The sequence below is a fragment of the Flavobacterium mesophilum genome (genome assembly GCF_039581405.1).
In the GTDB taxonomy this organism is placed as follows: domain Bacteria; phylum Bacteroidota; class Bacteroidia; order Flavobacteriales; family Flavobacteriaceae; genus Flavobacterium.
This window is the reverse complement of the sequence record NZ_JBCPXZ010000006.1, coordinates 172,663-195,777: the sequence shown is the minus strand read 5'-3', so window position 1 is coordinate 195,777 and position 23,115 is coordinate 172,663. Positions and strand designations below refer to the sequence as shown.

Genomic DNA, 23,115 nt, shown 5'->3' with positions numbered 1-23,115 from the left:
ACAAAATAATATGTTCCTTCGGAACTAAAAAAGAGCCTTCGGCTCGACCTATGTTGTAGGGCCGGACTTCAGTCCGGTTTAAATTTTACAATCAACAAAAAACCCGACAGGTTTTAAAAACCTGTCGGGTTTGATTCTAATATCGATAATATTTTATTTGTATTGATCTGGTAAAATCTTCACATCAAATAAAAATGCTTTCTTTTTATCCGTATAATGATAAACCAAAGTAAAATCATTGTCTCTAAAAACTTGAAGTCCCGGATTTGCTTTAGCCGTACTTACCAAACTTTTTTCAATTTCTTTTTGAATCACATCAACCTCAGCCACTTGCTTTTCTACATTCAGCAAAGTCAAATTATATTGAACCAATTCTTTTTGAGGTAAATTCACACTGTCTAAACGAATTCCTTCTTGAATATCCAGCGGACAGTTTTTATTATACTTCTGAACTAATTCACTCACTTCAGTCGTGACTTCACTTGCATTTTCAGAAAGATAAAATTGGAAATAAGCAGTCAAAGCTATCGCAATTCCGATTAAGACTAATAATAAAACATTCTGCTTTTTTCTATCTTTCTTTTCCTCCATCGTTTAATAAAATTTATTGTGCTTATTTATTTTCTTTTTCCTGAAGTTTCTTCATTGCATTAAAATACGCTGCACGGCTAAGTGGCTCATATTCTTCTGTTTCACCTAACATAACCAACTTATCATTATCTGTTTTTCTGAAACTATAATTTGCAAGATTTCCTGTTCTCGTACAAACCGCATGAACCTTAGTAACATATTCGGCAGTTGCCATAAGTCCAGGCATTGGCCCAAACGGATTTCCTTTAAAATCCATATCCAATCCAGCCACAATTACACGGATTCCTTGATTTGCCAAATCATTGCAAACGGTGATAATTTCGTCATCAAAAAACTGCGCTTCATCAATACCAATCACATCGCAACCTTGAGCTAAAATCAAAATGTTAGCCGCCGCTGGAACTGGTGTTGAACGGATTTCATTAGCATCGTGAGATACTACCATTTCGTCATGATAACGGGTATCAATAGCGGGTTTGAAGATTTCGACTCTTTGTTTGGCAAATTGCGCGCGCTTTAATCTGCGGATTAATTCTTCGGTTTTACCCGAAAACATTGATCCACAAATAACTTCAATCCACCCAAATTGTTCTTTGTGATTTACTGTATTTTCGAGAAACATTTTGTATTTTTCTGCCTTTAAAAATGAATAGTTTTTATTACTTTGTACTGGTAATAAATCGACGTAAAAATGTGCTGTTTTACATTTTTTCAAAAGTAGAAAATTTTTATCAAACGGGAGATTGGGAAATGTTTATTAACAGAAATAAAAAACATCTTTAATATATCTTTCGGTTTTATTCAGGATTAAAGACATTCAGGCATCAAATACACTAAAATACCTTATTCACTATAATTTCAACAGTTATGAAAAAAAAATTGGAAGCTGATTTAATCAGCATTGCACATCGAATTTTAAAGCTTAAAAATAAATCCGATATCAATCAATTGTACCTTGAAACACAGAAATTATATGAAAAACTGGCGATCTTAAAATTTGTTGAAGAGAATTTCGATGAAGCAAAACCAACAATCAGCCATAGCGAAATCAGCTCCGAAATCGAAACCATTTTTGATAAAGAAGAAGAACTAACTCCAGTTGAAGTTATTGCTGAAACTCCAGCTCCAGTTGAAGAAATTAAAGTAGAAGAAGCTCCAGAACCAAAAATTGTTGAAGAAATAGTTGCTGAAATTCCAGAAGAAACTGCTCCAGAACCAATTGAAGAAACAGTAGAAGAAACAATTACAACTGAAATTGCAGAACCGGAAACTGAAAAAGAAATAGAAACTGCTGAAGAACCAAAAAGCAAAATTGAGGAACTTTCGTTTACGACTATAAATGAGTCAAATCCGATTCCAGATTTCAAACCTCTTTTTGAATTAGAAAAACCTGAAGAGAAAATCGAAGAAAAAGAAGAGCCAAAAATTGAAACTTCATCAAAACCTACAATTGCATTTGAAGATTTCGGAATTAATTATGCCGATGCGCAATTTGTAAAAGTAGATAGTTTTGAAGCCGCTGCTCCTACCCCTTCAATTAATGAATTTAAAGAAACAAAAGTTGAAACAGCAGTTTTAGAAACTCCATCAGAACCAAAAGCAGTTACTTTAAATGAAAAACTAGCGAAAGGTTTCCACATTGATTTAAATGACCGACTTGCTTTTACCAAAAACCTTTTCGGGAACAGTACTGAAGATTACAGCCGCGTTTTAAATCAGCTTTTAACTTTTGATTCTTACGCGGAAGTGAAAGAATTTATTGAAAACATGGTAAAACCAGATTATAACAATTGGGAAGGAAAAGATGATTACGCGGAGCGTTTTCTTGGAATTATCGAGAAAAAATTCTCATAACATTTCAGCTTTCAGAATTTACATTTCACATTTTCACGAATAAAAAAATATGTCAAAATTATACATCGTTCCAACGCCAATTGGCAATCTTGAAGACATGACTTTCAGAGCCATTCGGGTTTTGAAAGAAGTCGATTTGATTTTGGCTGAAGACACCCGCACCAGCGGAAAATTGTTGAAGCATTTTGAAATTGGCACGCACATGCACAGCCATCACATGCACAACGAACATAAAACAACTGAAAACTTAATTGCGCGTTTGAAAGCTGGCGAAACCATCGCTTTGATTTCAGACGCTGGAACTCCGGCTATTTCAGATCCTGGATTTTTATTAACGCGCGCTTGCGTTGAAAATAAAATCGAAGTAGAATGTCTTCCTGGAGCAACAGCTTTTGTTCCCGCTCTAGTAAACAGCGGACTCCCAAATGACAAATTTGTTTTTGAAGGTTTTCTTCCTGACAAAAAAGGACGTCAAACTCGTTTTTTGGCTTTAGCCGAAGAAACAAGAACGATGATTTTATACGTTTCTCCACATAAACTCGTTAAGACTTTAAGTGAATTTGTTCAGTATTTTGGAGAAGACAGACAAGTTTGCGTTTCTCGCGAATTATCAAAAATGCACGAAGAAAACGTTCGTGGAACTGCCAAAGAAGTTTTAGCGCATTTTGAAAAAACAGCTCCAAGAGGAGAAATTGTCGTGGTCGTTGCAGGAAAAACAATAACAAAAGAACCGAAGAAAAATAAATTTTCTAAGGATGAAGAAGAATAAATAATTATTTCAGCCACGAATTACACAAATTTCCACGAATTCAATTCGTGTAATTCGTGTAATTCGTGGCAAAAAAAAACAAACCCATAATATGAGCATTCAAGCCTTTTTAGAAAAAGTAAAACAAACACCAACACAAATCACATTTCCTGAAACTATTGCAGTAATTGAAGAAAACTACAACTTTACTCCTACTGCTTTTCAAAACGGAACACAACATAACGCCGCAGGTGAAAATTCAGGTTCTTGCAAATTGTTTTCTTTCGCAAAACTGCAAAATTTAAACAAAGAAGAAACTTTAGCTTGTTTTGGAGCTTTTTATTTTGAAGAAGTTTTAGGCGATCCAAACGGAACAAATCACCAAAACATTAGAAATTTCATCAACTTAGGTTGGGACGGAATTCAGTTTGAAGGAAATGCTTTAGAAGCGAAATAATTCAATAACTTTTTAGTTATTCATTTGTCAGGCTGAGCGAAGTCGAAGCCTTTTCAAAACAAAATATTTTTGCCACAGATTAAAATGATTAACACAGATTAAAAAATCCTTTCGAATCATTTTATCCCGATAGCTATCGGGAGTGGCAAAACAAAAAATTACCAATTTAGATTAAACGATTTCCAAAATCTGAAATCTAACATCTAAAATCTACAATTAAAAAATGCGCTGGACTTTAAAACCAAAACCTTCTGAAGAAAAAGTCAAACATTTGGCACAAGCTTTAAATGTAGAAGATTTTGTAGCAACGCTTTTGATTCAGCGAGGAATTGAAACTTTTGATGAGGCGAAGAATTTCTTTCGTCCGTCTTTGGAACATCTGCATGATCCGTATTTAATGAAAGATATGGACAAAGCCGTTGCCCGAATTGAATCGGCAATTGAAAATCAAGAAAACATTCTAGTTTTTGGCGATTATGATGTTGACGGAACAACCGCAGTTTCTTTAGTTTCTTCGTATTTAAAATCTCATTACCCAAATATTGCTACTTACATTCCGGATCGATATGACGAAGGTTACGGAATCTCATACAAAGGAATTGACTACGCAGACGACAACGGAATTTCTTTAATTATCGCTCTCGACTGCGGTATCAAATCAATTGATCATATTGCTTACGCGAAAGCAAAAAATATCGATTTTATTGTTTGTGATCACCACCGCCCTGGAGAATTTCTTCCCGACGCGGTTGCCGTTTTAGACCCTAAAAGAGAAGATTGTTCTTATCCTTACGACGAATTATGTGGTTGTGGCGTTGGATTTAAACTGATTCAGGCTTTAGGTCAAAACCGAAATGAAACGACAGAAGATTTAATTCCGTATCTAGATTTAGTGGCCACTGCAATTGCCGCCGATATTGTTCCGATTACGGGAGAAAATCGTGTTTTAGCTTATTTTGGATTGAAAGTAATCAACAGTGAGCCAAGACCGGGAATCAAAGCTTTGGTTCATCAAGTAAAAAAGAAAGTTCTCGACATTACCGATGTCGTTTTTATTATTTCACCAAGAATAAACGCTGCAGGAAGAATCAAGCACGGAAATCATGCCGTTGAGCTTTTAACAGAATTTGATTTGGAGCAAGCACAACAATTTGCTTCAGAAATCGAACAATACAACGCAGACCGGAAAGATTTAGATAAAAAAATAACCAAAGAAGCTTTTCAGCAGATTTTAGAAAACAACGAAGAGGAGCGTTTCTCGACAGTAGTCTTTCAAGAAGACTGGCACAAAGGCGTTATCGGAATTGTTGCTTCAAGATTAATTGAAACCTATTATCGCCCGACTTTAGTTTTCACTAAAAGTGGAGACAAATATGCAGCCTCTGCCCGATCTGTAAAAGGATTTGATGTTTATAATGCTTTGGACGCTTGTGCGGAACATTTGGAACAATTTGGTGGCCATATGTACGCTGCGGGAATGACTTTAAAAGCAGAAAACTATCAAACTTTCAAAGATGCTTTTGAAAAACAGGTTTCAGAAACCATTTTACCCGAAATGCTGACTCCTGAAATCGAGATCGATGCTGAAATCAATTTCTCAGATATAACACCAAAATTGATTCGGATTTTAAAACAATTCGAACCTTTTGGCCCACAAAATATGACACCGGTTTTTATGACGACTGATGTCAAAGATACCGGTTATGCTAAAACCTTAGGTTCCGAAGACGAACATTTAAGGCTTTTTGCAAAACAAATCAACTCCGACGGAATCGCTGCAATTGGCTTTGGACTCGGAAAAAAATTAAATATTGCACAAAATCAAAATCTGTTTCAACTTGCCTACACAATTGCCGAAAATGAATGGAAAGGAACAGTTTCAACACAGCTTATGCTGAAAGACATTAGAACAAATGGAAGAAATTAAATCAAACAAACCAGATCCTTATCAGGCGCTTCGCTATAGAGAATTCAATATTTTTTTAATACTTCGTTTTGCAATGGTTTTTGCCTGGTCAATGCAGTTTATTGTAATTGAATGGGAAGTTTACAGTTTAACTAAAAGCAAGCTTTCTTTAGGAATTATCGGTTTAATGGAAGTTATTCCAGCCATCGGAATGGCTTTGTTTGCCGGACATATTGTAGATCAAAGAGAAAAAAAAGGATTATTGATAAAATGTATTTTAGGCTTTTCAATAGTTAGTTTTGGTTTATTTTTACTGACTTGGCCCAAAATAGTTGGTGGTTTATCTTCAGATGTAATCTTGTATTCTATTTACGCTTTAGTCTTTTTTGGAGGTTTGGTCCGCGCCTTTCTCGGCCCAACTATTTTTTCACTTCTATCGTTGATTATTCCTAAAAAAGTATATCCAAATGCCGCAACTTGGAGCAGTTCGGTTTGGCAGGTCGGCGCTGTAATGGGACCGGCGCTGGCTGGATTTTCAATCAACTGGATTGGCGTTCATTGGTCAATGTGTCTGGTATTCGGATTCTCCATTCTTTCTTTAATTGCCTTATCACAAATCAGTAAAAAACCAATCTTAAATCCAAAAATTGGAGAATCTATAAAAGATAGTCTTACTGAAGGTCTGACTTTTGTTTTTAAAAACCAAATTATTCTAGGTGCTTTATCGCTTGATATGATTGCAGTACTTTTTGGGGGTGCTGTAGCGCTATTACCCGTTTTTGCTCAGGACATTTTGAAAGTAGGATCTGAAGGTTTTGGCCTTTTAAGAGCTGCTCCTGCAGTAGGATCTTTTATTACAGTACTCGTTTCTGCTTATGTACCACTAAATAAAAATGCAGGAAAAAAACTTTTAGTCGCCATATTTGTTTTTGGGCTATCGATTATCTTATTTGGGTTATCAACCTATTTTTGGCTTTCTGTTTTTGCTTTATTTTTAAGCGGATTGGCAGACGGAATTTCTGTCGTAATCCGTCAAACCATTTTACAGCTTAAAACTCCAGATCATATGCGTGGACGTGTTGGTGCAGTAAACTCCATTTTTGTAGGATCTTCAAATGAACTTGGCGCTTTTGAAAGTGGCGCAACTGCCCAATTAATGGGAACAGTAACTTCTGTTGTTTTTGGAGGAAGTATTACGCTTCTGACTGTAATTTTTACTGCATTAAAATCTCCGACATTTAGAAATCTAGATCTGAAAAGAGATATGGATGAACATCATAAATTGGAGTAAATGAATTTCAAAAAGATACTTTTAAGAATTCATTTAGGAACATTGATAATATTACTTACCAGTTTTATTTTCAATCAAATTTTTAATATTGATATAATTTCGAATTTAAAATTTATTCTGAAAATTCTATTTTATATATCAGCCTGCATTCTTTTCTTTCACTATGTAAAACCATTCAAAAAGAAAGCATTCTATTTTGGACTATATATCTTCTGGCCTATTTTAATCTTTTTTAGCTGGTTGGCCGATGGTATTTTTGGAAGCCTTTTAGCATCTATTTTTCTTTTTTTCTTCAACACTCCAAACGATGTTAGATTTGAAAATGATCAAATTCAAATACAGACTAATTCAGTAGGCTTGTTGGGCAATTGTTGCAACTACAAAGTAATTGAAAAGAAATACTTTTTGTTTGAAAAGAAACGATCAGAATTTCAATTTGAAGAGAATCTATATTTTAAAAAAAATGATGTTAAAATTCATAATGACACTTTAAAAATGGATCTTGTCTTAAAATCTTATAACGAAAAAGAAGGTCACTACTTTGCAAAAGACACAACGATCTACACTTTATTGAAATAAAATTCAAAACTTTAAAATCGAACTCAAAAACATCAGCATAACGAACTCAAAACCAATAATTAACAATATTTTTTAGCATTTTTTTATGTTTTCATTAATCAAGTGTTAATACAAAATGGATGTATCTTTGTGGCCTAAAAAAATTGTCATGAAGGACATCGAACAGATTTACCGAAACGATTTTGGAATTTCATTTTATTGGAAAGAAGGCAACGAAATTGTATCAGATAAAATTCAGTTGCTTTTTAAACAAATGGGATTCTATTTTTCAGTTCAAGAATTAAATGAATTTCACGATTTAATTGAAGAGTGCGTAACTGACCATAAAGAAAATGATACACATGGTGTAAAACGTGCCTTCGATAAATTTTTATTGAAAACACCCTATGTTGCTATAGATTTAGAAATATCACCAGTGGAGTTAAATTCGATAAGAGACTTAGTTGACGGTTCATTATTCCGACTTCATCTTAACGAATATGTTTTTGGTTCTGGAATGAATTAGAATTTAATTATTTAAAACTTTATAATTAGAAGGCCTCTTGTTTTAACTGGAGGCTTTTTTTTATAGCAAATATTCATTACTATTAAAATTTATCTTCTTTTTATGATTTTTTTATTTAGAATTAATATAAATAATATTTATATTTGTTGAAATAAAAGGATTTACGATGAGAGAAATAGAACAAATCTATCATAACAATTTTGGAATAGCTTTTTACTGGAAACAAAACAGTCAAACCATTCATGATAAAGTACAGTTGGTTTTTAAAGAAACAGGTTTCTATTTTACCGTACCAGAACTGAATCAGTTTTGTGATTTAATCGAAGACAGCATGATCGAAAACGCTTGTTGCGAAGCCTGCGAAATGAAATATGCTTGCCATAAATTTTTATTGAAAACACCATGCAATTCAATAGATTTAGCTGTAAATATGACCGAATTAAAATCGATTAAAGATTTAGTTGAAGGTTCTTTATTCAAAATTGAACTCGATGAATATGTTTACGGCGCAGGTATGAATTAAGAATTATTCTAAATATTTTAACATCATTTTTTCATTATTGAAATATATTTTGATTTGCTTCAAAAAAAAGTATATTTACGGCAATGAAAAAAACACGCATTCTCTTTGTCCTATTACTTTTGGCAGTATGTTTAACCAGCTGCAAAAATTCGTCTGACGATTATATTGATCCACGCGGTACTGATTATGCTGGATCTGAAAGTTGTATTCAATGCCACCAAACACAATATAACATGGCTTTGAAAAGCTCACATTTTAAAGCAACAGCACTAGCGACTTCAGAAAATGTTTTAGGAGATTTTGACAAAGGCAATCATACTTTTATTTATGACAAAAACACAAAATTAGTCATGGAAAAACGTGGCGATAGTCTTTTTCAGGTTTTATATAAAAACGGAAAAGAAGTTGAAGCGCATAAATTTGAAATTGTTTTTGGAATAAAACACGCGCAAACTTCTGTTTATTGGCGCGCAAACAACACTTACGAACTTCCTCTTTCTTATTACAGCTCTATTCACAATTGGGCAACAAGTCCGGGATTCCCTGCTGACAAACCATATTTTGACCGTATGGTGGTTAAAGACTGTTATGCTTGTCACGCGTCAAATGCGAGCAGCAGAATGGTAAATCAAAACTCTCAAGAGCGAAATATGATGTCAATGGATGTCGAGGATATTATTGACAAAAGAACCATTGTTTACGGAATTGATTGCGAGCGTTGCCACGGTCCAGCAAAAAAACATGTTGAATTTCACTTGAAAAACCCGAATGTAAAAGTTGCCAACAGCATTACGAGCATCAAAGGATTAAACAGACAACAGCGATTAGACGCCTGCGCGTTATGTCACGCAGGAAATGACGGAATGAAAATGAAATCTCGCTTTGATTTTAAACCTGGCGATAATTTATCTGATTTTTACAGAGATACGCGAAGCATAAACGATACCGCAAAATTTGACGTTCATGGAAATCAATTTCGTTTGATGGCGCAAAGCAAATGCTTCATTAAAAGTGAAAAAATGGATTGTATAACATGTCACAATCCGCATGAAAATGCATCTAAGAATATGGCTTCATACTCGAAAATCTGTATGAGCTGTCACCAAGGCTTGAAGCACAATGAAAAAACACAAAAAATAATGCCCGAAAAACTAATGGCGTCAAATTGTGTGGAATGTCACATGCCGAAAAAATCTTCAAATTCGATTAAATTTCAGCTTTCTGACAGCAAACAGCTTTCAGAATATATTTTGAGAACGCATAAAATCGGAATATATCCAGCGAAATAAAACAGCTTATTTTTCGAATTTTTTAAGTTCGAAATTCTCGCCGTCAAAAACGCCATATGTAAAATAACCAATCCAATCGCCTAGATTAACATAATTTGCATCTTCGCCAACTGGAATAATCATTGGTAAATGACGGTGTCCGAAAATAAAATAATTATAGTGCTTAGTTTCTAGTTTACGTTTGGCATATAACACAAGCCACTCGTTTTCTTCGCCAAGAAACTTCACATCTTCATCACCAGAAATCAATTTATTTTTAACCGAAAGATATTGCGCCAAGCTCACACCTACATCTGGATGAAGCCAGCGAAAAAGCCATTTTGAAAACGGATTTGTAAATACCTTTTTCATTCTTTTATAGCCTTTGTCGCCAGGACCTTTTCCATCGCCGTGGCCAATTAAAAAGGTTTTTCCGTTAAAAGTAAATTCTTTATTATCGTGATACACCGGAATATTCAATTCGGTTTCAAAATAATCATTCATCCACAAATCATGGTTTCCAACAAAAAAATAAATCGGAATACCGCTGTCACGAATTTCAGCCAGTTTGCCTAAAATTCGAACAAAACCTTTCGGTACAACCGTTTTGTATTCAAACCAAAAATCAAATAAATCGCCTAAAAGAAAAATAGCTTCTGCATCTTCTTTAACCTCATCAAGCCAAGCCACAAATTTCTTTTCGCGTGGCAAACTCAATTCGGGAGTTGGCGCACCAAAATGCTGGTCTGAAGCAAAATATATTTTTTTCATTTAGATTTTAAGATTACTAGACTTCTTAGAATTTTAGACTTTTGTGTCTCTGCTCGAAGTCGAAAAGTTTTGGAATTTGGAATTTGAATTTTAAAGATTGTCCGAAGCGTACCATTCAGCAAATGAAGATTCGGTTTCTTGAAGTTTAAGAGAAAACAATGAAATTCCTGCAGGAAGTCTTGCAATGATTCTTTCTGCAAAATCAACTACCATATTTTCGCTTGTTGGCTGATAATCTACTAAAATAACATGATGCCCACGATTTTTCAATTCCGCAGCCAATTCAACATGAGGTGTTGTCTGATTGAAAACAGTTGCGTGGTCAAATTGATCGACGATTTCTTCTTTTACAATTTTCTTTAAGTCAGAAAAATCAATTACCATTCCGAATTTCACATTCGATCGATCCGTAATTGGTGAACCAATAACGGTTACCGACAATTTATAACTGTGTCCGTGAACGTTCTTGCATTTTCCATCATAACCGTACAAAGCGTGCCCGGTTTCGAAACTAAATTGTTTTGTAATTCTGATATTACTCATCGATGTTTAATTTTAAGCTTGCAAATTTACAAATTAATAACCGTTTTCATCTCTTTTTTTAGCACGGTTATACATCCAATACGCAATTCCGATCAAAATTATGAACGGAATAAATGATCCAATCACAACACCAATTTGATAACTGTTGTCTGGCGCGTTTTTAATTTTCTCCGCAACATCGACATTTTGGAACAATGAAATCACTTTCATGAGATTATTTTATTTAGTATTTAGTCAATTTCAACTTTGTCAAACTTTGAAACTTTGGCAAAGTTATTCGTGTTTTACTTGTTACTTTTTAAATTGCGTCAAAGCCTTTTTAGCAAAATCAGACAAAACCAATTTTCCAGTAATTTTGGCACGTTCAAACAAAAGTGATTCCCATTGCTCAGTACCTTCCCAAATGATTTTTTTCATTTCCTGTAGCGCTTCTGGATTGTAAGAACTCAATCTTATCGCAAAGCTCTCGACTTCTGTATCCAATTCTTCCAAAGGATAAAGCGATGCATAAAGTCCATTTTGAAGTGCCCATTCCGCCGATTTCCATTCGTGCGCTGCCAAAGTCATTTCGGTCATGGCGCGTTTTCCAATTTTACGCGAAACAGCCGGCTCAATTACAAAAGGTCCAATTCCGATAGCAAGTTCAGATAATTTTATGGCACTTTCTGGAGTCGCGAAAACATAATCACAAGCCGAAATAATTCCGACTCCTCCTCCAACAGCTTTTCCTTGAACGCGACCAATAATCAATTTATTGCAATTACGCATCGCATTCAATAAATGAGCAAAACCTGAGAAAAATTCTGTTCCTTGTTCTTCATTTTCAACCTCCAAAAGCTCATCAAACGAAGCACCCGAGCAAAAAACTCTCGTTCCTTCACTTTTTAAAATAATAACCGAAACGTTTTCATTTCGACTCAGTGAATTAATTTCTGCCGTAAGGCGATCCAATAATTGACGTGGAAAAGAATTGCTGGCAGGATGTCCAAATTGAATGGTTGCAATAGTATTTTGAAAGGAAGTTTCAAGACTTCCGTTTGCATTTTCTAAACTCATAAAAATCGATTTAAAGGTAAAGTTACGCTTTTGAAAAATAATTAATCGGAAACACCACGAAATTTGTTTTTTGAAAATTAATTGGCTTTATTTGTTAACGCTTTGGGGGATTAGCTCATTTGGCTAGAGCGCTACGCTGGCAGCGTAGAGGCGATCGGTTCGAATCCGATATTCTCCACTAATTTTTCACAAAAAAATACCCAAACAACTCTTGTTTGGGTATTTTTTTTATAATTATTTATTACAAATATGTTTTACACTTACATTATATATTCGAAAACACTTAACAAATATTATGTTGGTTCTTGTCAAGACATCAAATAAACGAATTGATGATCATTTAAACAGTAGAAGTAAATTCACAAAATCAGCCAAAGATTGGGAAATAAAATATTTCGAAACTTTTCTAACTCGAAGTGAAGCTTGTAAAAGAGAATTACAAATCAAAAAAATGAAAAGCAGAAAATATATTGAAGACCTTATAAAAACGAAAGTCTAGAGTATCCCGATGCATCGGGAGGGTGACCGGTTCGAATCCGGTATTCTCCACAAAAAAGCCGTATTACAATTGTGTAATACGGCTTTTTTTTATGTTTTCAGAATTAATTTTAAAACCTGTCAGGTTTAGATCGCATTTCGTTTATTTCTCATTCGCCGAATCTTCAGCATCTACTCTGTCTTTTTCTGCTTTTTTGAAATCGTTGTTCAGCAAATTTTCTAATTTCTTTTTCTCCTTAAGATTTTTTCTGATTGTCAACACAACCAAAATCACTACCAAGATTGCCACAACTCCTATTATATTCCAATTGATATCCATAATGCTAATTTTTAATTAAATATAAAGAATTTAATGCATTTAACATATTATCAAAAAGTTAAGTCTGCGATTTAAAAAGAGCACTTCTATTGTTACAAAACAATTTGAAAGCATTAATCAAAAAACTCTTTTCGCCTTAAAATTAAGTATTAAGCAATTTTGACATGGTTTCATAGTTACATTTTAAATAAAAAACAAAAATTTAACCTTAAATTGAGAATTAATCAATATGTTGTTTGTACTTTTGCAAAAAAATTAGGAACTGTATCGATCTCAAGAAGAATGAGGCATATTTAAGTTTTTAAGAAAACAATAAGTATCTGTTTTTGAATTAAGTATCATTTTTAAATATTTCTGAATTAGTACCCCGAAATTATAAGATATGAAATTCATATTATAGATAAATACCAAAAAGAGCTATAACTTTTGTTATGGCTTTTTTATTAAAAAAACTATCGAATCAAAAAACCCATTCGAATCGACCCATAAAAATATCCCGAATTCGTGTCAATTCCGGGATCTTTCAATTCTCTGCCGCGGTATAGGAAAGAATATGAAATATTGAATTTATTGTGGCGGTATTTTATACCAGCTTCGGCGTTGAAACGAAGTGGTTCTAATTCAAAAGTTACGGGACTTGTATCGCTGAATCGGCTTCCTTGAATTGTCGCATCATAAAACTGATAATTGACCATCGGCATCGCGTAAAAATAAAATTCTCTGATGTCGTATTGTGGTTGAGCGCTTACTGAGGCATCATGCAAATTGGAATCATAAATTGGTAAAAGTTTTTTAAAACCAATTCGGGTTAGAAATCCTGTTGAAACACCCGTAAAAATAGTTCCCAAATTTCCTTCCGACTGGAAATGAAGATCGATATAATCATTGTGCCAACCTGGAAACATTTTTTTAGAATAAATCGCATGCGCCTGTACTGCAAATGCATTATGCAATTGATTTTCCCAACCGTACACTTTTTTGTAGCCAATAAGATGATGAAAACTTTCTTGAGTTTGACGTCCAAATGCATTTGGCCCCATATAACCCAACTGAAAATCCGTTTTTAAAACCGATTCGCTCTGATAGAAAAAACTTCGACCCGCTTCGGCAAAAAGATAACCCGTAAAAGGGCGATCGTTAATATCTACAGCCGTTTCATTAATAAACCTCGGATTGTAAATGTATTGCCCTAGACGAAATTCAGTTATTTTTTTATTGATTTTTACGTTTTCGTTTTTGGACAAATAGCGAAAGAAAATCTCCAACCCATTGGTATAATACATGTCATTTTTTGACGAAGTATATAAATCGTTATCCGAGATAAAACCGAATTCTTTTGTGTTTCCCTGCCCGAAAACAAATGCTGTTCCTAACAGAAAAATGGCAAAAAAGAAGTTTTTATTTCCCATCATAATTTAGTTTGCCAACATAACGCATTTCGCGAACAATTCGCTCTTTTCGTCTGTTGATGTAGCTTGAAGAACCTGTAGCTTTAAATTTTCTCGGATTTGGAAGAATTGCGGCAATTCCTGCAGCTTGCATCGGCGTTAAGCTTGAGGCATCACGTCTGTACCAATGTTCTGTTGCCGCATAAGCGCCATAAACGCCGTCACCCATTTCGATACTGTTCAAATACACTTCCATAATTCTTTCCTTGCCCCAAATTATTTCGATTAAAACGGTAAAATAAGCTTCTAAACCTTTACGCAAGTAACTTTTTCCTTGCCATAAAAAAACGTTTTTAGCCGTTTGTTGCGATATCGTACTTCCACCTCGAATTCTACGTCCGCGTTCGTTGCTTTTATAGGCTTTTTGAAGGGCTTTAAAATCAAATCCGTTATGTGTTAAAAAAGTTCCATCTTCACTGGCGATAACGGCTTTCTGAAGATTTTTCGAAATTTTATCAATTGGTTCCCAATCGTGATCGAAGTACACTTCTTTTCCGTCCATTTTATTTTCGATGGCGCGAATCAGCATCAATGGCGTGAAAGGTACCGGCACATATTTAAAAAAGATCACTGAGCCAATTGACAAGCCAAAAAACCACAACATTGCTTTGATAAAAAACCATTTGACTTTTTCGCCAAACGTTCGATTGCCTTTCTTTTTTGCTGCTGGTTTTGGTTTATTTGTTGCCGGCTTTTTTGGTGCTGGTTTTTTGGTTGCTGCCATTATATTAAATCTGCTAATTCTGTTCCTATTAAACTGCCTATCGCCACTCCCATTCCGCCTAAACGCACTCCACAAAACACGTTGTCAGAAAGTTGTGACACGACAGGATTTTTGCTGTTTCCAATTCCCATGATACCGCTCCAACGATGCGCTATCTGAAAATCCTGATTTGGTAAAATTACATTTTTCAGCAAATCTTCCAATTTATTTTGAATAATTTTAGTGTTACCAAATTCGGTTGTGGTTTCCCCTTCAAAATCCAAATTTCTGCCTCCACCAAATAAAATTCGGTCGCCTATATTTCTGAAATAATAATACCCACGATCTAAATGAAACGTTCCTTTGATATCTAAATTGTGAATCGGTTCTGTAATTAAAACTTGCGCTCTTGCAGGTTTTACAGCACCATTGGTCAAAGAACCGGCAAAACCATTTGTGGCAAAAAGCAATTTTTGAGTTTTAAAACTAAAATCATTCAAAACAACTTCGACATGATTTCCCGTATCTTGATACGATGTCACTGTTTGCTGATTTAAAATCAAAATATCAGCCGAAATTGCTTGTTTCAACAATTCCTGCATCATATTTCCGGTATCAATTTGAGCTTCAAACGGATTAAAAATCAAATATTCATGAATATTTTGAAAACCAAAACGATCGACTTCTTTAGAAAAAACATCGGCTTTGAATAGTGGCTTTAAAACTTCATTTATAAAAGGAATTTTTGAAATGCATTCGTTGTAACCCAATTCATCTTCTTTCAAAAACAATTCATAACCCCCATGAGGCTTAAAATCAATTGCCGAATCTCCTAGTCTTTTTCGAAGCAACTGCAAACCTTTCCAACGCTTTTCTATCAAATTCACCACGTCATCTTCTGAATGCGTTTTTAGATCATCCATTATTTCTGAAAGGCTTCCGAAGCAAGCAAAACCTGCATTTTTTGTACTCGCTCCTTGTGGCAACATTCCTCTTTCTAAAACTAAAATTTTAGACGCAGGAAATCTTTCGCGCAGGCGCAATGCCGTATGCAAACCAACAATACCGCTTCCTACTATAGTGTAATCAACATTTGTAAACCAATTTTTGAGCTCCCAATAACTTAGTTCCATCTTTTTAATAAATTCCAATGTTAAAATTCCGAATTCCAATCTTTGGTTAAATTACAAAACTAAATGAAATTTCAATTCTAAAAATTCCAAATTCCAAAACATTTGGAATGAAAATTTTCCAAATTGTCAGGCTGAGCGGAGACGAAACCTCTTTACGTTGCGCCTTCGACTTCGCCTAGGTTCACAGTAACAAGAAATAGTTTGGGATTTGGCATTTCCAAACATTGGAATTTTTAACAATTTATTGGAATTTAAATGTTGTATTTTTAGCCCCACGAATATTAGAATTTTTATTATGAAAAAAGTATTATTAACAACCTTAATAATGATGAGTTTAAACGTTATCGGGCAGAATGTAATGTCTCCGGAATTGTTATGGAAATTAGGCCGAGTTACTCCACTTGGACTTTCTAAAGATGAGAAAAATATTGTTTTTAAAGTTTCAACGCCATCAGTAGCGGATAACAAATCGACTTCAAAATTGTATATCATTCCGGTTAACGGAGGAACAGCAACTGAAATCAAAGACACAAAAGATGTTTTAAAAGACAAAAATATTTCGCCTGACGGAAAGTTTGTTGTTTATAACGAAGAAGTAAAAATCGAAAAAGTTCATGGAAAAGATTTCTATCCAAACCTTGACAAATCAGACGCTCAAATTTATGATGGATTAGATTATCGTCATTGGGATACTTGGAACGAAGGGAAATTCAACCACGTTTTTTACAAAGAAAACAAAGATGGCGCTAAAGGAATCGACATTTTAAAAGGTGAAACTTTTGATTCTCCTCAAAAACCTTTTGGTGGTGACGAAGATTACATCTGGTCACCAGACGGAAAAAGCATTTTGTATGTATGCAAGAAAAAAGCAGGAACTGAATATGCAATTTCTACCAATACAAACATTTATGAGTACAATCTAGATACTCAAAAAACAATCAACAGAACTGAAGATAATCTCGGTTACGATACTGCTCCACAATTTTCTCCAACGGGAAATTTGACTTGGTTGCAAATGAAACGCGACGGTTATGAAGCTGATAAAAACGATATTATTGTTGAGTTCAAAGGAATCAAAACGAATTTGACTGCAAACTGGGACGGAACTGTAGATCATTTTATCTGGAGCAAAGACGGAAAAAATGTATTTTTTGTTGCTGCGGTTGACGGAACAAAACAACTTTTTACAGTTAATTTTCCTGGTTTGACTAAAATGGCAATCAACGTTCGCCAAATTACAAACGGCGATTTTGATGTTAACGACTTAGTTGGTTTTGTTGGCGATGAAATCATTGTTACAAGAACAGACATGAATCATGCGGCTGAAATTTATTCTTATAACTTGAAGAAAAACACTTGGAAACAAATTTCAAATGTAAATACAGATACTTATAAAACATTAACATTGAGCAAAACCGAAAGACGTTATGTTACTACGACCGATGGCAAAAAAATGTTGGTTTGGGTAATTCTTCCTCCAAATTTTGATGCTTCAAAAAAATATCCAACGCTTTTATATTGCCAAGGCGGACCACAAAGTGCGTTGACACAATCGTATTCTTATCGTTGGAATTTCTCTCTAATGGCCGCTAAAGGTTATGTAGTGGTTGCGCCAAACCGTCGTGGAATGCCAGGACATGGCGTTGCTTGGAATGAACAAATCAGTAAAGATTGGGGAGGACAAGTTATGGATGATTACCTTTCTGCAATTGATGATGTTGCCAAAGAAAGCTATGTAGACAAAAGCCGTTTAGGATGTGTTGGCGCGAGTTATGGAGGATATTCAGTGTTTTATTTGGCTGGAATTCACAAAAACCGTTTCAAGACTTTTATCGCTCACGACGGAGTTTTCAACACCGTTTCAATGTTAGGGACAACAGAAGAAGTATTCTTTAACAATTGGGATTTTGGTGGTGCGTACTGGGAAAAAGACAATGCAGTAGCTCAAAAATCGTATACTACTTTTAACCCTGCAACTTTGGTACAAAACTGGAACAAACCAATTTTGATCTTCCAAGGAGGAAAAGATTACCGCGTGCCGATTGGACAAGGACAAGAAGCTTTTCAAGCCGCGCAATTAAGAGGAATCAAAAGCCGATTTGTTTATTTCCCAGATGAAAATCACTGGGTTTTAAAACCTCAAAACGCTCAAGTTTGGCAAGCAGAATTTTTTAAATGGTTAAACGAAACGCTATAATTTAATCATAAAAATTAAAAACAGCCTCAGATTTATTTATATAATCTGAGGCTGTTTTCTTTTTGAAAACTTTGAATTATGTAACACTTTCACTCTGATTTCCCTTTTTAAAACAGAATATTTTAAATAAATTGCAGTGAATTCTAATTTTAAAAAACCCAATCTCAACGACTTCATTTATGGAAAGCAAAAAAAGTTACACAGCCATTAAAGTGCTTTTTAGCTATGTTGCATTATTGGCATTAGTTGTAACCGTAGGTTGGTTTCTATATTCTGAAAATGTTGTTTACAATAAATTAGAAGATAAAATTGCATTTGAAAAAACAAAAATTTTAAGAGTCAGCAAACTTTTCTCGAATGTATATAAAACTGAAAGTTTGGCGCGAAAAACAATTCAAACCAACTCAGATAAAGACTTTAAAAGTTATGTAATTGAAAGTGATTCGTTGCGTGCACGAATTGATACTTTGAAACAAATTGTCACTACTGACTATCAAAAAGTCCTTCTCGATAGTGTGACGTATTTATTGGCTGAAAAAACCAAAAATATTCAACAGCTTAAAACCATAAAAAACAAGGCCGACGATGAAGTTTCGGTAAATTCGGCAATTGACGAAATTACCAAAATGGAGTTCAAACTCCGAAAATTAGAACTTCAGGATTTTACTAAAAATCCAAATCAGTTAGGCGCTTATCAAAAAAATGTACTTCAAAAATATGTTGATTATCTTAATCAAAATATTCCAGATGACAGTACCAATACGTTAAGCAAACAAGCTTCAGATTCGATTTTGGCTAATTCCAAAAAACTTTTGAGTTCTGTAAAATTAAGAGCCGAAAAGAAAAAAGAATCTTTAAATTTTGAAGAGAATAAATTGCTGAAAAACGAAATCGCCATTTCAGAACAACTCCGAAAAGTACTTCGAATTATCGAGCGAGAAATAATCATTAATTCGATAAAAAACAATTCCTTAAAAGAAAAATCACTTAAAAAAGTCAATGAAATTGTTACTGCATCGGCTATTATTGGTTTAGTGTTGACTATTTTCTTTTCGATTTTGATTGTAAGTGATTATTCAAAATCACAGTTGTATAAAAAACAACTTGAAATCGCGAATTTCAAAACCAAAAATCTTCTCAAAAGTCGCGAACAATTGATCTCAACCGTAAGTCATGATTTAAAAACGCCATTGAGCACGATTGTGGGATATTCAGAACTTTTGGGCAATTCAGATGTCAATACAAAGCAGTCCTATTTCATCAATAACATCAAAAATTCATCTGAATATATTACGCAATTAGTTCAGGATTTATTGGACTTTTCACAAATTGAAGCTGGGAAAATTACGATTGAAAAAGTTCCGTTTTCGTTACCTCAAATCATTGATGAAGTTGCAAAAAGCATTCAAACGGTTTACAAACAAAAAAACATTGATTTAATAATTAATGTTGATGAAAAACTAAATGCAAAAATTGTTGGCGATCCTTTTCGCTTAAAACAGATTTTGACCAATATAATTGGAAACGCCTATAAATTTACCGAAGAAGGCTATATCAGAATCAGCGCATTTTTGACTGAAAACAAAGATTTTTTTGCCATTACAATTGAAGACACCGGAATTGGAATTGAAAAAGGAAATCAAAAATTAGTCTTCGAAGAATTTGCACAAGCGAATGAAAACATTGAAAAAAAATATGGAGGAACAGGCTTAGGGCTTTCCATCTGCCAGAAAATAATTTCGATTCTGGGTGGAAGTTTACAGCTTGAAAGTGTTTTTGGCCAAGGAAGCACTTTTGAAATTCAGCTCCCATTATTATTTGACACGAGCATAAATACAATTGAAGAAATTCAAAAACCTATAATCCAACATCAAAATATAAAGCCACAAACTTTTATTGTTATTGATGATGATATCAATTTACTGAATTTGACAAGTGGCGTTTTAAGACAAGAAAAACATCAAGTTTTTTCTTTTAACAGCGCCAACAAAGCTTTAGAATCAATTGAAAAAACCAACTTCGATTTTGTAATTACCGATATTCAAATGCCAGAAATGGATGGTTTTATGTTTTTGAAAAAACTTAGAAGTACTTCGTTTTATCAGAATCAGCCTATCATTGCTTTGACCGGAAGAACCGATTTAGAAACTTCAGTTTATGCCGATGCCGGTTTTACAACTGTAGTCAAAAAACCATATTCTCCAAGGATATTATTGGATACAATCAGAATAATTGCTGAAAATGATATTTTGCCAAACGAGATTGTAAACGAAAAAGAGGAAAGATCGGTTGCTCAATTATATTCTTTAGACACGCTGAAAGAATTTCTGGCAAATGACAAAAATGCTTTAAATGATGTTTTAAAGTCTTTTATCGAAAGCACCAATGAAAATTTGGCTTATTTAGAAATTGCAATAAAGGATGAAAACAAAGCCGAAATAAATGCAATTGCGCATCGAATCGCTCCAATGTTCAAGCAAATTGAAGCAACTGAAATTGCAGGCATTCTATTAAACTTAGAAAAAAATGATTTTGAAATTGCTGCAATAAAAGACATCTACACCGATCTAAAAGCCAAGATTACATCACTTTTTGCAATCCTAGTAAACGAAATTGATTAATCGATGTTGTACTGCTTCAATTTATTATAAAGTGTCTTTCTGGTAATCTTAAGCAGTTTTGCCGCCTCAGACTTATTATTCTGGGTTTTTGACAAGGCATGTATAATCGTTTCCTTTTCATTTTCTGACAGAGAAAAACTACTTGTTGTTTCTGCCGTATTTTGATTTTGAATTTGAAAAAATTCTGCCGGCAGCACTTCACTTTCGATATAATCACCGCGTGTTAAAAGCGTGGCACGTTTTACGCAATTTTGCAATTCACGCAAGTTTCCAGGCCAATTGTATTTTTGAAAAATCGCCACAACTTCTGGCGAAAATCCAATTACATCTTTATTCAGTTGTTGATTGGCTTTTTCTAGAAAATAATCGGCAAAAACCATCAAATCTTCTTCACGATCTTTTAATGATGGAGAAAGAATTGAAAATTCGTTTATTCTATGGTATAAATCCTCTCTAAAATCGCCGTTCTTTACTGCCTCGCGCAAATCTTCATTTGTCGCTGTTATGATTCGGATATCGACGTTAATTTCCTTATTGCTTCCAACAGGTTTTATTTTTCGTTCCTGAAGCGCTCTCAAAAGCTGGATTTGATTTTCGTACGAAAGATTTCCAATTTCATCTAAGAAAAGAGTTCCTCCATTAGCTGCTTCAAAATAACCCATTTTGTCACTTATCGCACCAGTAAAAGATCCTTTTAAATGCCCAAAGAATTCGCTTGCCGCCAATTCTTTCGGAATTGCACCGCAATCAACAGCAATAAAATTATTCTTTTGACGCGTACTTTGTTGGTGAATGCTTTTGGCTATAATTTCTTTTCCCGTGCCACTTTCGCCAATAATCAAAACCGACATATCCGTTGGACTTACCAATTGAATATGATCTAATAATTTTCGCGATGCAACAGAAATTCCTTTTACAAATTCATTTTCTGAAGAAGCTGGCTTTTTTGCTGGTTTCTTTTCTTTCGAAACAACTTCTTCAACTTCATTATTATTTTGTAGTGCATTTGTGATTACCAATAAAACCTCATCAGGATTGAATGGTTTCGAAATATAATCAGCTGCGCCATTTTTGATTGCTTTTACTGCTGTATTCACATCAGAGTAGCCTGTCATCATAATAACAGGAATATGCGGATGAGAATTTTTAAACTCGGTCATTAGTCCTATACCATCAGAATCTGGCAAACGAAGATCTGTCAAAATCAAATCAAACGATTCGTTTTTGATTGCTGCTCTTGCTTCTGCCGCAGAGAAAGCTATAGTTACATCGTATGCTTTTTTTATTAGAAATTTCTCTAATAATTTACAAAACGAAATATCATCTTCTATCAATAATATTTTTGACATCTGTTTTTAAGGACTTTTTTTGCTAAAATAACACTATTAAAGTTGTATTCTCACAAAATTATGCAAAAAAAAAGAGATTGCTACGAGCAATCCCTTTTTCACCAAAAACATAAATCTAATTCACCTAATTATATTTATTATATCTTCAGCCAATTGCCATTGACATCTGAGTAAACAGTAGCCTTTTGGTCCTTAACTGATATTTCTAATTTGTATTCTTTTTTCTCGTTTACATATGCTTTATCCAATTTTGCATTTGGATAAGCAGTTTGTAGAGCAGTTTTTACAGCCGCCGGAACAGCGTCTACAGTTACTTCTGTATATTCTGTTTGAACTGAAACTGACATTGCTGTTTTATTTGGAGTAGATGCTTGTGCAGGAACAGACAAACTTGCCAGAATAACAACTGCTGCTAGGGCTAACTTTTTCATGTTGCTCAAGATTTAGAATTATTTTTTAATAATATTACCCGAAGCATCTGTGAAAAAAGTATATTTCTTACCTTCTTTAGAAATTTCAAGTTTGTACTCGTCTTTAGCATTTTTCCATGCTTTTTCCAGTTTAGAACCTACAAATGATTTTTCAATTGTAGATTTTACTGCTGCCGGTAAAGCGTCTGCAGTGACTTCAGTAAATTCATCCTGAATACTTATTGATTTCAAATTTTCATTAGTAACAACAGTATTCGTTGCCTGCATTGACATAGCTCCTAAAAGAACCGCAGCCGATAAGATTAACTTTTTCATAGTGGGGAT

The 23,115-nt window shown here is 34.1% G+C and carries 24 protein-coding genes and 1 tRNA gene; 12 read left to right on the top strand and 13 right to left on the bottom strand.

What is annotated here, in order from left to right:
* Positions 1–153 precede the first annotated feature (153 nt).
* Together AAYQ19_RS18540 and AAYQ19_RS18535 are read right to left on the bottom strand one after the other, a co-directional pair.
* Entirely contained in the window at positions 154–591 is a 438-nt protein-coding gene (locus AAYQ19_RS18540) for a DUF8479 domain-containing protein (RefSeq protein ID WP_343538346.1), read from the bottom strand.
* Positions 592–613: 22 nt separating this feature from the next.
* Positions 614–1,213 (bottom strand): thymidine kinase, encoded by a 600-nt coding sequence (locus AAYQ19_RS18535; RefSeq protein WP_320570076.1) that lies wholly within the window; start codon positions 1,211–1,213, stop codon positions 614–616.
* Between the two features lie 245 nt (positions 1,214–1,458).
* On the opposite strand from AAYQ19_RS18535, the gene AAYQ19_RS18530 reads away from it, so the two are divergent.
* From AAYQ19_RS18530 to AAYQ19_RS18495, 8 genes are all read left to right on the top strand, one after another.
* Positions 1,459–2,445 (top strand): DUF8457 domain-containing protein, encoded by a 987-nt coding sequence (locus AAYQ19_RS18530; RefSeq protein WP_343538343.1) that lies wholly within the window; start codon positions 1,459–1,461, stop codon positions 2,443–2,445.
* 49 nt (positions 2,446–2,494) lie between these two features.
* Positions 2,495–3,214, top strand: coding sequence for a 16S rRNA (cytidine(1402)-2'-O)-methyltransferase (gene rsmI / locus AAYQ19_RS18525; protein ID WP_343538342.1), 720 nt, complete (start codon positions 2,495–2,497; stop codon positions 3,212–3,214).
* Between the two features lie 91 nt (positions 3,215–3,305).
* On the top strand, positions 3,306–3,650 hold the full coding sequence (locus AAYQ19_RS18520) for a HopJ type III effector protein (RefSeq protein WP_113676677.1): 345 nt from the start codon (positions 3,306–3,308) through the stop codon (positions 3,648–3,650).
* 223 nt (positions 3,651–3,873) lie between these two features.
* Entirely contained in the window at positions 3,874–5,577 is a 1,704-nt protein-coding gene (gene recJ, locus AAYQ19_RS18515; RefSeq protein WP_343538340.1) for a single-stranded-DNA-specific exonuclease RecJ, read from the top strand.
* Positions 5,564–6,847, top strand: coding sequence for an MFS transporter (locus tag AAYQ19_RS18510; protein ID WP_343538338.1), 1,284 nt, complete (start codon positions 5,564–5,566; stop codon positions 6,845–6,847). The genes recJ and AAYQ19_RS18510 overlap by 14 nt, the downstream gene beginning before the upstream one ends.
* 727 nt (positions 6,848–7,574) lie before the next feature.
* A complete protein-coding gene (locus AAYQ19_RS18505) occupies positions 7,575–7,931 on the top strand; it encodes a hypothetical protein (protein WP_343538336.1) in 357 nt (118 codons plus the stop codon).
* Positions 7,932–8,097: 166 nt separating this feature from the next.
* Positions 8,098–8,454: a hypothetical protein gene (locus AAYQ19_RS18500; RefSeq protein ID WP_343538335.1), complete on the top strand. Its 357-nt coding sequence runs from the start codon at positions 8,098–8,100 to the stop codon at positions 8,452–8,454.
* 83 nt (positions 8,455–8,537) lie between these two features.
* Positions 8,538–9,743 (top strand): cytochrome c3 family protein, encoded by a 1,206-nt coding sequence (locus tag AAYQ19_RS18495; RefSeq protein ID WP_343538334.1) that lies wholly within the window; start codon positions 8,538–8,540, stop codon positions 9,741–9,743.
* A gap of 6 nt (positions 9,744–9,749) precedes the next feature.
* Here AAYQ19_RS18495 and AAYQ19_RS18490 read toward each other — a convergent pair whose 3' ends face one another.
* From AAYQ19_RS18490 to AAYQ19_RS18475, 4 genes are all read right to left on the bottom strand, one after another.
* A complete protein-coding gene (locus AAYQ19_RS18490) occupies positions 9,750–10,493 on the bottom strand; it encodes a UDP-2,3-diacylglucosamine diphosphatase (RefSeq protein ID WP_343538332.1) in 744 nt (247 codons plus the stop codon).
* Between the two features lie 90 nt (positions 10,494–10,583).
* The gene (locus AAYQ19_RS18485; RefSeq protein WP_276171901.1) at positions 10,584–11,036 is read right to left on the bottom strand and encodes a 6-pyruvoyl trahydropterin synthase family protein; all 453 of its coding nucleotides are present in this window, start codon (positions 11,034–11,036) and stop codon (positions 10,584–10,586) included.
* Positions 11,037–11,069: 33 nt separating this feature from the next.
* On the bottom strand, positions 11,070–11,246 hold the full coding sequence (locus AAYQ19_RS18480; protein ID WP_343538329.1) for a hypothetical protein: 177 nt from the start codon (positions 11,244–11,246) through the stop codon (positions 11,070–11,072).
* A gap of 81 nt (positions 11,247–11,327) precedes the next feature.
* Complete coding sequence (locus tag AAYQ19_RS18475) at positions 11,328–12,092, bottom strand: enoyl-CoA hydratase/isomerase family protein (RefSeq protein ID WP_343538328.1); 765 nt, start codon at positions 12,090–12,092, stop codon at positions 11,328–11,330.
* A 104-nt stretch (positions 12,093–12,196) separates the two neighbouring features.
* Between AAYQ19_RS18475 and AAYQ19_RS18470 the strand changes: the two genes are divergently transcribed.
* A tRNA-Ala gene (locus AAYQ19_RS18470) sits at positions 12,197–12,270 on the top strand.
* Positions 12,271–12,387: 117 nt separating this feature from the next.
* On the top strand, positions 12,388–12,591 hold the full coding sequence (locus tag AAYQ19_RS22050; RefSeq protein WP_445709702.1) for a GIY-YIG nuclease family protein: 204 nt from the start codon (positions 12,388–12,390) through the stop codon (positions 12,589–12,591).
* A gap of 141 nt (positions 12,592–12,732) precedes the next feature.
* Here AAYQ19_RS22050 and AAYQ19_RS18465 read toward each other — a convergent pair whose 3' ends face one another.
* The 4 genes from AAYQ19_RS18465 to AAYQ19_RS18450 all read right to left on the bottom strand — a co-directional run bounded on the left by AAYQ19_RS18465 (position 12,733) and on the right by AAYQ19_RS18450 (position 16,193).
* A complete protein-coding gene (locus AAYQ19_RS18465) occupies positions 12,733–12,909 on the bottom strand; it encodes a hypothetical protein (RefSeq protein ID WP_343538326.1) in 177 nt (58 codons plus the stop codon).
* 452 nt (positions 12,910–13,361) lie between these two features.
* A complete protein-coding gene (locus AAYQ19_RS18460; RefSeq protein WP_343538324.1) occupies positions 13,362–14,321 on the bottom strand; it encodes a lipid A deacylase LpxR family protein in 960 nt (319 codons plus the stop codon).
* Positions 14,308–15,081, bottom strand: a complete 774-nt coding sequence (gene mtgA, locus AAYQ19_RS18455) for a monofunctional biosynthetic peptidoglycan transglycosylase (RefSeq protein ID WP_343538323.1) — start codon at positions 15,079–15,081, stop codon at positions 14,308–14,310. The genes AAYQ19_RS18460 and mtgA overlap by 14 nt, the downstream gene beginning before the upstream one ends.
* Positions 15,081–16,193, bottom strand: a complete 1,113-nt coding sequence (locus AAYQ19_RS18450; protein WP_343538321.1) for an NAD(P)/FAD-dependent oxidoreductase — start codon at positions 16,191–16,193, stop codon at positions 15,081–15,083. Before AAYQ19_RS18450 ends, mtgA begins: the two co-directional genes overlap by 1 nt.
* Positions 16,194–16,488: 295 nt before the next feature.
* Between AAYQ19_RS18450 and AAYQ19_RS18445 the strand changes: the two genes are divergently transcribed.
* Both AAYQ19_RS18445 and AAYQ19_RS18440 read left to right on the top strand, forming a co-directional pair.
* On the top strand, positions 16,489–18,390 hold the full coding sequence (locus AAYQ19_RS18445) for a S9 family peptidase (RefSeq protein ID WP_343538319.1): 1,902 nt from the start codon (positions 16,489–16,491) through the stop codon (positions 18,388–18,390).
* 179 nt (positions 18,391–18,569) lie between these two features.
* Positions 18,570–21,011, top strand: coding sequence for a hybrid sensor histidine kinase/response regulator (locus AAYQ19_RS18440; RefSeq protein WP_343538318.1), 2,442 nt, complete (start codon positions 18,570–18,572; stop codon positions 21,009–21,011).
* Here the strand turns inward: AAYQ19_RS18440 and AAYQ19_RS18435 are convergent.
* The 3 genes from AAYQ19_RS18435 to AAYQ19_RS18425 form a co-directional block, all read right to left on the bottom strand.
* The gene (locus tag AAYQ19_RS18435; protein WP_343538316.1) at positions 21,008–22,360 is read right to left on the bottom strand and encodes a sigma-54-dependent transcriptional regulator; all 1,353 of its coding nucleotides are present in this window, start codon (positions 22,358–22,360) and stop codon (positions 21,008–21,010) included. The genes AAYQ19_RS18440 and AAYQ19_RS18435 overlap by 4 nt on opposite strands.
* A 137-nt stretch (positions 22,361–22,497) precedes the next feature.
* Positions 22,498–22,791, bottom strand: coding sequence for a PepSY-like domain-containing protein (locus AAYQ19_RS18430; protein ID WP_343538315.1), 294 nt, complete (start codon positions 22,789–22,791; stop codon positions 22,498–22,500).
* An 18-nt stretch (positions 22,792–22,809) separates the two neighbouring features.
* Positions 22,810–23,106: a hypothetical protein gene (locus AAYQ19_RS18425; RefSeq protein ID WP_343538314.1), complete on the bottom strand. Its 297-nt coding sequence runs from the start codon at positions 23,104–23,106 to the stop codon at positions 22,810–22,812.
* Positions 23,107–23,115: the final 9 nt, after the last annotated feature.